Genomic DNA, 12,491 nt, shown 5'->3' on the forward strand with positions numbered 1-12,491 from the left:
ATTATCCTCCGTTATTATTTTTTAAATCCGCCCATATTGCTTTGGCTTTATTAATATCATCTTGCTGTGTCGATTTATCCCCACCATTAAGCAGGAAATAGATTGTCTCTCCATCTTGGGCATAATAAACACGATAGCCAGCCCCTAAGGGTATTCGCATTTCATATACACCGCCACCAACACTCTTGTAGTCACCAAAATTACCATTTATAGCTCGTTTAATACGAGTATTGATAACCGCTACTGCTTGACGGTTTTTAAGGTTTTGTAGCCAGTCAATAAAAATAGCCGTACGTTTGATCGTATTCATTTTTAATCCATATATCTATAAAAATGTGAATATAATTGTAATCCGCAGATTACAATTAATCAAGTGAAAAAATTTACTCTGTTAAACAAACATCTTCTCCAAATACGCTAATTTTATTTTTTGATACTTTTCCAGTTCTCGTTGATGATTAGCGATGGTGTCATCGAGCTGTTTGAAGAAGTTGCCGATTTGGGTTTGTTCGGATAACGATGGTAACGAAATTACGGCATTTTTTATATCATTTGAATTTATTGAATCAAAAGTTGACCCAGTGCTTAAAACATCCCAAAAGCCACGTAATTTCATTCTTATTAATGTTTGATAAATAAATTCATTTCCCTTTAAACTGGCAACACCACGCCCAAGAACCACATCATAGCTAGTTTTAGCAATATCTCCAACAGGTGCTCTAACCGTTAGAATTAAATCATGTTTCTTAGCTAATTTTGTAATTTGCTTTGTCCAAACTCTAGGAAATACTGCACCATTTATAATATCTGCATTACCTTGCACTAAAATATAATCTTTAGGATCATTAGTATAATTCTCTGAATTAGGCGATTGACCCATGGTAATTTCGACTACTTCCCTCAACTTGCACCGTTCCCAAGCGTCCGTGAAATTTGGGAATCTTAGCTCTGGAAATGCCTTATTTTCCTTTGGAAACATTTTTTCTAAATAAGAAGTCTTTAAATTTTTGTATTTTTCAAGCTCTCGTTGATGATTAGCGATGGTGTCATCGAGCTGTTTGAAGAAGTTGCCGATTTGGGTTTGTTCAATAACAGATGGTATTGTAATATTGATTCCTAAAAATGCTTGTTTGCTTATATTGAGCAATCCGTCCATTCTTGCACTAGAGCTAATTAATTTTCCCAATTCTCCATCGGGAATTTTAGACCAGAATAAATATTCTAAGAATGTAGGGTTTGCATATTTAGAACATTTAATACTATGATATACCTTTGGAACAAGGGCTTCATTAAGATCTTTTAATTCAATTACAACACCGTATTTTGCTAATTTAGAATTGCCATGATTATAAGATAATTCACCTTTTCTTAATAAAGTGTAATTCTGTAACTGATTTCCTGCAATAACCTGTGAAAATCGTTCTTTTTGTTCTAACCATCCCAAACTTGCAGATATAGTTAATATGGGTAAATCGGTTCGACCGTCATTGCCTGACACGTCTTTTACCACATCCCCCAACTTCCGCCGTTCCCAAGCGTCCGTGAATCCAGCAAAGCGAATAGCTGGCACATTGTTGTTTTTCTCGCTCATCGCTCATTACTCCCCAATTAATTGCTGTGCCAACGCCCAAAAAGCGGCTTCTGACTGTTGACGCTGTTGCTGAATTGCTTGTAGTGTTTCGGCATAACGTAAATGCAAGGTTTTTAAACGTTGTGCTAACTGGCGTGAATGGCTATGCGTAATATTTTCTAAGTCTGCGACTAATCTGGTCAGCCATTTTTGGGCTAACAGGGTTTTGATTTCAGTGACGGTTAGAGTTTGGTAACGTTGTTCCACCTTGATGTCAAGGGCGGGTTCTTTCTCCTTTAAGGTCGATTTTAAGCTCTTAATCTGTTGACTCGTCTGCTCAATAGATTTTAATAGGGCGAATTTGTCGCTGGCATCTTCTTCGCCCAGTAAATCCAATAATGCCGTTTTCGCTTTGTTGGCATTGCTCTTAGCGGTCTTGATAATATCGGAAAGTGCGGTTAAATCTTCTTCATTTTCCACCGCACTTTGCAGTTCATCTTGAGCAGTTTGTAGCGGTTCTTCTTGTTGTGTGATTTGATTTTTTAGTTCGGCACAGAGCGTCACATCATCATTAAAAAAGGCTTCTGCAATCAGGGAGTTAGGCAAAAGCACGCCCTCATTGCCGTCTTGTACTTCCTTACCAGATTTAATAATCATATTGGGTTGTAACGCTTTTGCGTAACTAAAATCTAAATCATGTTCAGCAATCAGCTCAAGATCGGGCTGAATTTGATTACGCCAGCTATCCACAAATAACTGATAGGCCTCATAAGGATCGGTAAAATGGGATTGTTCAAAATAGCCAAATAATTGTTGTTCTAATTGCTGAAAACTTAACAAAATTTGTTCAGAATCTAATGCGGTTTCTGCCAATAACAGATTTTTGACGTTCTGTTGCCATTGTTCAATGTTGGCGTGCATTTGGGTAATAAACGCCTGATAATCGGGGTCTTGTGAGATACAATTAAAAATATCGTCTGGCTCCACATTCAAACTGACGAATTTCGGGCGTAATGGGCGAAATAATTTTTCTTTTAACGCTGGAAAGGCTTGCCAGAACCGATCAAAATGTGCAATGTCTTGTTCTGGAATGCCCCCTTTTAAATGGGCGTCAATATTTTGGCTTTCTGTTTGATTGATCGGAGTGATATAGCGTGGAATATTCAAATTAAATTGATTTTGCTCAATTTCAGTTAAGCTGGCAATATGGCTAAAACCATCAAGTTCAGCACGGTTCAAATAAACATCCAGAATTTTCTTAATATCACGCTCACGCAAGATGTTGGAATTTTTTTCTTTGCGGAAACCTTGCGATGCATCAATAAACAATACATTGTTATATTGAGTGGTTTTTCGCAACACTAAAATAATAGTGGGAATACCTGTGTTGGTGAAAATACCTGCTGGCAAGCCAATCACGGCATCAATTTGACCCCGTTTAAGCAGGGCAGTACGAATTTTTTCTTCTTCATTACCACGAAATAACACGCCATGGGGTAACACAATCGCCATGATCCCATCTTGTTTTAAATGATATAAACTGTGTAATAAGAACGCATAATCCGCTTTAGTTGCGGGTGCTAATCCATAATCCCGAAAGCGTGGATCTTTTAATTGTCCGTTTGCATTATCCCATTTCGCAGAATACGGCGGATTTGCCACCACACAATCCACAAACAGCGGATCATTTTTACCACTAATAATCCCATTCGGCCAATCTTCTTTAAGCGTATCGGCATTGCGTAATACCATATTGGCTGGTGTTACACCTCGCATTAATAAGTTCATTCTGGCAATATTGTAGGTGGTGGAATTATTTTCTTGTCCGTAATATTTAATATTATGGTGATGTTTAGAATGGTTGGTTTCATCCCCCACAGCAAACAGCAATGACCCCGATCCAGCGGTTGGGTCATAGACCGTACAATGTTCTTTGTGCCGTAATTCATTTGCCACAATCATCGCCATAATACGAGAAACTTCATGGGGCGTATAGAATTCCCCCGCTTTCTTGCCTGATGCCATGGCGAATTGTGCGATTAAATATTCATAAATAAAGCCGAACGTGTCATATTCTCGATTGCTATCACTAATATTAATTTCATTTAATAACATGATTAAGCGACGAATGGCGGTTTCTTTTTCTGCTGGGTTGCTACCAAGTTTTTCTGATGTGAGATTGACATCTTCAAAAATTCCTTCAAAGTCATCACGTTGGCTGTCGTTAATATTTTCTCTAAAATGGCTTAATGCGTCAGTGACGGCGGAAATTTTCCAGTTTTTGTTTTTAATATTCTCCACCCAAGTGGCATAAAGATCCGCCTCAAAAATAAAATAGCCTAAATCTTCTTGAATGGTGGCGATATCGCTTGCATCGACTTCTTTGGTAGTGATTTGATATTCTTTGTGTAAATGTTTTTCTTGATGTTCAGACAGAAATTTATAAAAAAGGAAGCCCAAAATATAATTTTTATATTCACTGGCATCCATTTTGCCACGTAAATCGTTCGCAGAAGCCCACAGTTTGTTGGCAAGTTGTTGTTTATTCATGAAAATTATCCTTTTTTTTGAGCAATGATACGTTCGCTGTGATTGAGCGTAGGGTATTTTACGCTTATTTTTAGCCATTGTGCAATTCTGGCTTTTACGATAAGATTTTTGTGATATTAACTGAATTATTTCATGATCATGAGCGAAGCACTTTTCCCACACCGCAAACAACCAGAAATCTGCCCTCAATGTGGTTCGCCGTTGCATATTAGGCAAGGTAAAAAAGGGCTGTTTTTAGGCTGTTCGGCTTATTCAAATTGTGATTTTCTTGTGCAAGAACCAGCAGATAAATCAGCAAGATGTTGTTTGTTCTGAATATGGTAAAGGGAATTAATCGCTCGTCGTGGGAGGCAAAGTAAGACTTTTTATGGGTGCAGATCATTTTCACCTCACTTTCTTATTTTAGACCGGTATTTCCTCCATAAACCCCAATTCTTTTGAAATCAATAATGCCGTTTTTCTAATTTCACTGAGCAAAAAATCGATACCCATTTTTTTAAGTCGATAGATGGATGTGGAAATAGACACCGCATATTCCACTTTATTAAAAGCATCAAAAACTGGACAAGCCACACAGACTACACCTAATTCATTTTCTTCCTTATCCATGGCAAATTGAATTTGTCGGATTTCTGCTAATTCCTGTTGCATCAGGTGTAAATCCGTAATGGTGTTTTTGGTTAATTGTTGAATATTCTTTTGATGAGATTGCCAATAATTTGCGACATAATTACTATTATTTTCATAGGCTAGATAAAGTTTTCCCATGGCAGAACAATAAAGTTGTAGATATTGACCAATGTATGCCCTTGTTTTTAACATACCTGTGGTCGGTTCAAGTTTATAAATCATAATGGCATGATCATCTTCTCGTTTGGAAAAATTCACAGTCTCGCCAAGGGTTAAATTAAGTTGCTCTAAATAAGGGGAAGCAATATGGATAATATTAAAAGATGAAAGGGTTTTTTGTCCAAGATTCAGACATTTAGTGGTTAAGCGATAGCTACCTTGCGTATTGGTTTGTTTGATATAGCCTTCCGCTTGCAATCCTTGTAATAAACGGTGTACCGTGCTTTTATTAAGCTCAGCCAATTCCGCCAATTTGGCTAAAGGGCAACCATTTGGATAATCGCTCAACAATTCCAATAATTTTAACCCACGAATAAGACTTTGATTTCCCGTGTTTTTTGCTTCATTTTGCATAATTCTCCCCCCACAATCCTTGTTGACGTTTCACTATGTGAAATACTTTTCTATAAAAATGAGATCTAGCTCACAAATTTAAAAAATAATATATAACCATTTGATTTATAAGTATTTATATTTCATTGCTTAAATTGACTTTTATGGTTGATAAGTGTACTTTATAAAACGTGATTTTACAATTTGAAATTTAGAAAATTTGGAGTACGCCATGAAAGTTTCTTATGAACAATTAAAAGCAGAATTTAAACGTGTATTACTTTCCCGTAAAGTACGTGAAGATATTGCAGAAGAATGTGCAACAGTATTTGCTGACACCACCCAAGCGGGAGCCTATTCTCACGGGGTAAACCGCTTCCCACGTTTTATTCAACAACTGGAAAACGGCGATATTAATCCAGAAGCCGAACCGACCAAAGAGTTGTCTTTAGGAGCGATTGAACAATGGGATGCTCATCAAGCCATTGGTAACTTAACTGCTAAGAAAATGATGGATCGAGCGATGGAATTAGCGGCAAAAAATGGTATCGGAGTGGTCGCATTACGTAACGCAAATCACTGGATGCGTGGCGGCGCTTATGGCTGGCAAGCGGCAGAAAAAGGTTATATTGGGGTGTGCTGGACCAATGCCCTTGCGGTGATGCCACCTTGGGGCTCAAAAGAATGCCGTATCGGCACAAATCCATTGATTATTGCTGTACCAACCAGCCCAATTACCATGGTGGATATGTCTTGCTCTATGTATTCTTACGGTATGTTAGAAGTGCATCGTTTACAAGGTCGCCAAACCTTTGTGGATGCTGGGTTTGATGATGATAATAATCCAACTCGTGATCCTGCCACTGTAGAGAAAAACCGTCGCTTAATGCCAATGGGATTCTGGAAAGGATCTGGCTTATCTATCGTGTTAGATATGATCGCAACGCTGCTTTCTAATGGTGAATCTACCGCAGCAGTGACGGAAGATAAAGACGATGAATATTGCGTTTCCCAAGTGTTTATTGCGATTGAAGTGGATCGTTTGATTGACGGCAAAACTAAAGAGGCAAAACTTAATCGTATTATGGATTATGTGCGTACCGCAGAGCCTGTGGATCCAAATCAACCTGTACGTTTACCGGGTCATGAGTTCACCACGATTTTAGCCGATAACAAAGCTAATGGTATTCCAGTAGATGATACGGTTTGGGCGAAATTAACATCGCTCTAATTTAGACCGCACTTTGGCTTGCAGATCAGTTCAAAGTGCGGTGGCTTTTTCGTGAATTTTACAACATTAAGGATACTATTATGTTTTTTGGTCATATTGCTAAAGTCGAGCCGAACCGTTATCCGCAAGCGATTCAACAAGCCTTGAATTATCTTAAACAGACCGATTTTGATTCTCTTCCCGCGGGGCGCTATCCATTCCAAGGCGACAGTTATGTACAAGTGTTAGATTTACAAACCCAGCCAAAATCAGCCTATCTGCCCGAAGTTCACCGTAAATATTTAGATGTGCAATATTGGCATAAAGGCAGTGAACGTATGGCGGTCGCACCTGATTTAGGCAATAACCCTGTGGCAGAAGAATATAGTGCGGAAAAAGATATTCTGTTTTATCAATCTATTCCAAATGAGCAAGAAATTCTGTGTCAAGCAGGCAATTTTGCGGTGTTCTTTCCAGAAGATGCTCACCGCGGGGCTTGTGCTGAACATGAAACTGGGCTTATCCGTAAAATTGTAGTAAAAGTCGCAATAAATGAACTTTAGGAGTCAATGATGAAATCCTTTGCCTTATTAGTCGGAAAAGCGATTGAAGCGATAGTTGTGGTGATCCTTGCCGCGATGTCTATTCTCGTTTTTCTGAACGTTGTCTTAAGATACGGCTTTAATAGCAGTATCAATATTACCGAAGAAGTCTCTCGTTATATGTTTGTGTGGTTAGCTTTCTTGGGGGCAATTCTTGCTTTTAATGAAAATCAACACGTTAAAGTCACGATCTTAACCAATAAGTTATCAGAAAAAGGACGTAACCTGTTAGGTATTTTGACTGATGCAGTAATGCTGTTTTGTTGTTATTTAATCGTAGATGGTGGTTGGATTCAATTTCAATTAAATTTATCAAATTTAGCCCCAATTTCAGGTTTACCACAAGGCATTACTTATCTTGCGGCAGTGATTGCAGGAGCGTTAATCGGGGTATTAATTGTGGCTCGTTTAGTTACCCAAATTGGCATGTTAATTAAAGGAGAAACCAAATGACCGTTGTAATTTTCCTTTCTGCCTTATTAGGTGCGATCCTGCTCGGTGTGCCGGTTGCCTTTTCTTTATTGGTTTGTGGCATTGCGTTAATGGTGCATTTAGATTTATTTGATGCTCAAATCTTAGCCCAACAAATCGTGAGCGGTGCCGACAGTTTCTCGTTAATGGCAATTCCATTCTTTATTCTGGCTGGCGAAATCATGAATGAAGGGGGATTATCCAAACGTATTATTGATTTACCGATGAAACTGGTGGGACACAAACGTGGCGGTTTAGGCTTTGTAGCCATTATCGCCGCCATGATTATGGCAAGTCTATCAGGTTCTGCGGTGGCAGATACCGCAGCAGTAGCAGCGATGTTATTGCCAATGATGAAAACCACAGGTTATCCAATGGATAAATCCGCTGGTTTGATTGGGACTGCGGGTATTATTGCGCCGATTATTCCACCAAGTATTCCCTTTATTGTGTTTGGCGTAGCCAGTGGTGTTTCCATTACCAAATTATTCCTAGCGGGGATTTTCCCTGGTGTGATGATGGGGCTTGCTTTAGGCACGTTATGGTGGTGGCAAGCTAAACGTTTAAACTTAATGACATTTTCTAAAGCGACTAAAGAAGAACTTTGCATTTCCTTTAAAAATAGTATTTGGGCGTTATTGTTGCCAGTGATTATTATCGGTGGTTTCCGTTCAGGTATTTTCACCCCAACCGAAGCGGGGGCAGTCGCGGCATTCTATGCTTTAGTGATTTCCTTATTCGTGTATCGTGAGCTAAAAATCAAAGATCTTTATCGCATTATTTTAGCTGCAGGCAAAACCACCGCAGTGGTGATGTTCTTGGTAGCAGCCGCCAATGTAACAGGTTGGTTAATCACGGTGGCTGAATTACCACAAATGATGACCGAATTACTTGAGCCATTAATTGATAGCCCAACATTGTTGTTAATCGTGATTATGTTTGCGGTATTTATTATCGGCATGGTGATGGATTTAACCCCAACGGTGTTAATTTTAACCCCGGTGTTGATGCCGTTAGTGGAAGAAGCGGGTATTGATCCCGTGTATTTCGGTGTGTTATTTATCTTAAATACCTCTATCGGTTTGATTACACCGCCAGTAGGTAACGTGTTAAACGTCATCACGGGGGTGTCAAAACTGCCGTTTGACCGAGCAGCGAGAGGTATTATGCCTTATATGCTAATGATGATTGTGGTTTTATTCTTGTTTATTTTCTTCCCTTCACTGATTTTAGTGCCATTGGGTTGGATGCTGTAAAAACAATTCATTTTACTTAACTCTCAAATGGAGAAATCTTATGAAATTTTTTAATTTAAAAACTTTAACTGCATTTGTCGCTGCTGCGACTATGTTTGCAGCAACTAACGCTAGTGCTGATGTTAAATTACGTTTCGGTTATGAAGCACCGCGTAGCGATAGCCAACATATTGCCGCGAAAAAATTTGATGAATTATTGAAAGAAAAAACGAATGGGGAGATTAAATTAACATTATTTCCTGACAGTACCTTAGGCAATTCACAAACCATGATCGCGGGTGTGCGTGGCGGTACAATCGACATTGAAATGTCAGGTTCACCAAACTTTACCGGCTTAGTACAAAGATTAAATGTGATTGATATTCCTTTTATTTTCAAAGATCGTGAACATGCATTCAAAGTCTTAGACGGCGAAATTGGTCAAGGTTTATTAACCGATCTTGAAGCACAAGGCTTAAAAGGGTTAGCATATTGGGATGTAGGTTTCCGTGCCTTTTCTAATTCAAAACATACGGTGACTAAACCTGAAGATATTAAAGGGTTAAAAGTACGCACTAACCAAAACCCTATGTATATTGAAGCCTTTACCCTATTAGGTGGCAACCCTGTACCAATGCCGTTAGCCGAACTTTATACCGCCTTAGAAACCCGTGCGGTGGATGCACAAGAACACCCAATCGGGATTTTCTGGTCAAATAAACTGTACGAAGTACAAAAATTCTTGAGCTTAACCAACCATGGTTATACTCCGTTAATCGTGGTAATGAACAAAGCAAAATTTGATGCATTAGCACCAGAATTGCAAACCGCTTTAGTAGAAGCTGCTAAAGAAGCTGGTCAATTCCAACGTGATTTGAATATTAAAAACGATTCTGAAATCATTGAGAATTTACGTAAGGCAGGCGTTGAAGTGACAGAAACCATTGATCAAGCACCATTTAAAGCGGTGATTGAAGAGAAAGTACGTCAATCTTTCATTGACAAAAATGGTGATGAGTTGATTAAAGCGATTGATGCATTGGCTCAGTAATAACCAAACAAAAGTGCGGTAAAAAAATCATAATTTTTTGTACCGCACTTTGCTGAATAATTCTAACTTGCGGTTAAACGGAGAATGTTATGAAACCATTTAATTTAAAAACCTTAACGGCTTTTGTCGCTGCAGTAACGATGTTTACAGCGAGTTACGCTGTTGCCGAAACCAGTTTACGTTTTGGCTACGAAGCTCCACGCAGCGATAGTCAACATATTGCGGCGAAGAAATTTGAAGAGTTGCTAAAAGAAAAAACTAAAGGGGAAATTAAATTAAAACTATTTCCTGATAGTACCTTAGGTAATGCGCAAGCTATGATTGCCGGTGTGCGTGGTGGCACGATTGACATTGAAATGTCCAGTTCATCTAATTTTACAGGCTTAGAGCCAAAGATCAATGTGATTGATATTCCGTTTATTTTTAAAGATCGTTCACACGTTGTTAAAGTTTTAGATGGCGAAATCGGGCAAGATTTATTAAAATCCCTTGAAACACAAGGCTTAAAAGGCTTAGCCTTTTGGGACGTGGGTTTTCGCGCCTTTTCTAATTCAAAACATACGGTAACGAAACCTGAAGATATTAAAGGCTTGAAAGTACGTACTAACCAAAATCCAATGTATATTGAAACCTTTAGCTTGTTAGGCGGTAATCCCGTACCAATGCCATTAGCGGAACTTTATACCGCATTAGAAACCCGTGCCGTTGATGCGCAAGAACATCCTGTCGGAATTTTCTGGTCTTCAAAGTTATTTGAAGTACAAAAATATTTAAGTTTAACTAACCATGGTTATACCCCGTTAATTGTGGTGATGAACAAAGCCAAATTTGATTCGCTTTCACCTGAATTACAAGCTGATTTGTTGGCAGCTGCGAAAGAAGCAGGGCAATTTCAACGTGATCTTAATGTGAAAAACGAAAAAGAAATCGTAGAAAATTTACGTAAAGCCGGGATTGAAGTAACCGAAACTATCGATCAGGCGCCATTCAAAGCCGTGATCGAAGAAAAAGTACGTAAATCCTTTATCGACAAAAATGGCGATGAATTGATTAAACAAATTGATGAATTAGCGAAATAAAAAAATTGCGTCAAAATGCGGTGGAAAAATGTGATTATTTTGCACCGCACTTTCATTCAAAAGGAATAGAACCATGAATTACTATTTAGGCATAGACTGCGGCGGTACTTTTGTTAAAGCCGCCTTATTTGATCAGACGGGCAAACTGTATGGTATTCAGCGTGAAAACGTTTCGGTGATCAGCGAACAAGCAGGTTACGCTGAACGAGATATGCAGCAATTATGGCAAGTCTGTGCCAAGGTAGTACGCCAAACCATTCAACAAAGCGGCGTACAATCGAGCCAGATTAAAGGTGTCGGTATTTCCGCACAGGGCAAAGGGGCATTTTTGTTAGATAAACAAAAGCAACCTTTGGGGCGTGCTATTCTTTCCTCTGATCAGCGTTCTCTTGATATTGTGAAACAATGGCAAGCGGACGGCATTCCACAAAAACTCTATCCAATCACTCGCCAAACCTTATGGACAGGACACCCCGTGTCGATTTTACGCTGGGTGAAAGAACATCAACCTGAACGTTATGCCAATATCGGAGCAGTATTAATGTCCCATGACTATTTGCGATTCTGCTTAACGGGCGAACTACACTGCGAAGAATCCAATATTTCTGAATCTAATTTGTATAATATGCAGGCGGGAGAATATGATATTGAACTGGCAAAATTACTGGGAATTGAAGAAATCTTCGCACAATTACCACCGATTATTAAATCTAATGAAATTGCAGGTTATATTACTCAACAAGCCGCTGAACTGTCAGGTTTAGCCGTAGGGACGCCTGTGGTTGGGGGATTATTTGATGTGGTTTCCACCGCACTTTGTGCCAAATTAGATGATGAAACGAAACTTAATGCAGTGTTAGGTACTTGGTCAGTGGTCAGTGGTATTACCGCTGAAATTGATGATCAACAAACAATTCCTTTCGTGTATGGACGTTATGCTACGCCGAACCAATTTATTGTACATGAAGCCAGTCCAACCTCATCAGGCAATTTGGAATGGTTTGTAAAACAGTTTGGTAATGTGGATTATGCGGAAATTAATCAAGGCATCAGCCAATTACCGCCTGCTACTAGCTCGGTGTTATTCGTGCCGTTTCTTTATGGTTCAAATGCAGGTTTAGGTATGCAAGCTGGTTTTTATGGTATGCAAGCACATCATACTCAAATGCACTTATTGCAAGCAGTGTATGAAGGGGTGTTGTTTAGCCTGATGTATCATTTAGAACGTATGTTGCAACGTTTTCCACAAGCCGATGTATTAAGAGTGACAGGTGGACCGACAAAATCGGCAGTATGGATGCAAATGTTAGCGGATCTCACGGGTATGCGATTAGAAGTGCCAAATGTGGAAGAAACAGGTTGTTTAGGGGCAGCATTAATGGCAATGCAAGCCGATGGATTGACTGAACAGCCCGCGGTATTACAAGCAGACATGCAAGTGTATCAACCTAATCCGCAATATTATGCCGCTTATCAGCAAAAATATCAGCGTTATCAGCAGTTTGTTAGTGCACTAAAAACGTTGCTGTAAATAAAAACGC

Annotated in this window: 11 protein-coding genes and 1 pseudogene; 8 read left to right on the forward strand and 4 right to left on the reverse strand. The window is 39.1% G+C overall.

What is annotated here, in order from left to right; translation table 11 throughout:
• Position 1: 1 nt before the first annotated feature.
• The 3 genes from E0709_RS01630 to E0709_RS01640 form a co-directional block, all read right to left on the reverse strand.
• On the reverse strand, positions 2–310 hold the full coding sequence (locus E0709_RS01630; RefSeq protein WP_132299884.1) for a type II toxin-antitoxin system RelE/ParE family toxin: 309 nt from the start codon (positions 308–310) through the stop codon (positions 2–4).
• Positions 311–391: 81 nt separating this feature from the next.
• Positions 392–1,591: a restriction endonuclease subunit S gene (locus tag E0709_RS12470; RefSeq protein WP_132299886.1), complete on the reverse strand. Its 1,200-nt coding sequence runs from the start codon at positions 1,589–1,591 to the stop codon at positions 392–394.
• Positions 1,592–1,597: 6 nt separating this feature from the next.
• A complete protein-coding gene (locus E0709_RS01640) occupies positions 1,598–4,120 on the reverse strand; it encodes a type I restriction-modification system subunit M (RefSeq protein ID WP_132299888.1) in 2,523 nt (840 codons plus the stop codon).
• 138 nt (positions 4,121–4,258) lie between these two features.
• Between E0709_RS01640 and E0709_RS12575 the strand changes: the two are divergent.
• Positions 4,259–4,390, forward strand: a pseudogene (locus E0709_RS12575) (topoisomerase DNA-binding C4 zinc finger domain-containing protein); the annotation flags it as partial.
• A gap of 132 nt (positions 4,391–4,522) precedes the next feature.
• Here the strand turns inward: E0709_RS12575 and E0709_RS01650 are convergent.
• Positions 4,523–5,323: an IclR family transcriptional regulator gene (locus E0709_RS01650; protein ID WP_132299890.1), complete on the reverse strand. Its 801-nt coding sequence runs from the start codon at positions 5,321–5,323 to the stop codon at positions 4,523–4,525.
• A 211-nt stretch (positions 5,324–5,534) separates the two neighbouring features.
• Here E0709_RS01650 and yiaK point away from each other — a divergent pair, with 211 nt between their 5' ends.
• The 7 genes from yiaK (at position 5,535) to E0709_RS01685 (ending at position 12,481) form a co-directional block, all read left to right on the forward strand.
• Positions 5,535–6,533: a 3-dehydro-L-gulonate 2-dehydrogenase gene (yiaK, locus tag E0709_RS01655; protein ID WP_132299892.1), complete on the forward strand. Its 999-nt coding sequence runs from the start codon at positions 5,535–5,537 to the stop codon at positions 6,531–6,533.
• 80 nt (positions 6,534–6,613) lie between these two features.
• On the forward strand, positions 6,614–7,075 hold the full coding sequence (locus E0709_RS01660) for a NanQ anomerase/TabA/YiaL family protein (RefSeq protein ID WP_132299894.1): 462 nt from the start codon (positions 6,614–6,616) through the stop codon (positions 7,073–7,075).
• A gap of 9 nt (positions 7,076–7,084) precedes the next feature.
• Positions 7,085–7,567, forward strand: coding sequence for a TRAP transporter small permease (locus E0709_RS01665; protein WP_132300284.1), 483 nt, complete (start codon positions 7,085–7,087; stop codon positions 7,565–7,567).
• Positions 7,564–8,841 (forward strand): TRAP transporter large permease subunit, encoded by a 1,278-nt coding sequence (locus tag E0709_RS01670; RefSeq protein ID WP_132299896.1) that lies wholly within the window; start codon positions 7,564–7,566, stop codon positions 8,839–8,841. Before E0709_RS01665 ends, E0709_RS01670 begins: the two co-directional genes overlap by 4 nt.
• A 40-nt stretch (positions 8,842–8,881) precedes the next feature.
• On the forward strand, positions 8,882–9,871 hold the full coding sequence (locus E0709_RS01675; protein WP_132299898.1) for a TRAP transporter substrate-binding protein: 990 nt from the start codon (positions 8,882–8,884) through the stop codon (positions 9,869–9,871).
• Positions 9,872–9,960: 89 nt separating this feature from the next.
• Complete coding sequence (locus tag E0709_RS01680; RefSeq protein WP_132299900.1) at positions 9,961–10,950, forward strand: TRAP transporter substrate-binding protein; 990 nt, start codon at positions 9,961–9,963, stop codon at positions 10,948–10,950.
• A 73-nt stretch (positions 10,951–11,023) separates the two neighbouring features.
• Complete coding sequence (locus tag E0709_RS01685) at positions 11,024–12,481, forward strand: FGGY-family carbohydrate kinase (protein ID WP_132299902.1); 1,458 nt, start codon at positions 11,024–11,026, stop codon at positions 12,479–12,481.
• Positions 12,482–12,491: the final 10 nt, after the last annotated feature.

It is taken from the genome of Lonepinella koalarum (assembly GCF_004565475.1).
Taxonomy (GTDB): Bacteria; Pseudomonadota; Gammaproteobacteria; order Enterobacterales; family Pasteurellaceae; genus Lonepinella; species Lonepinella koalarum.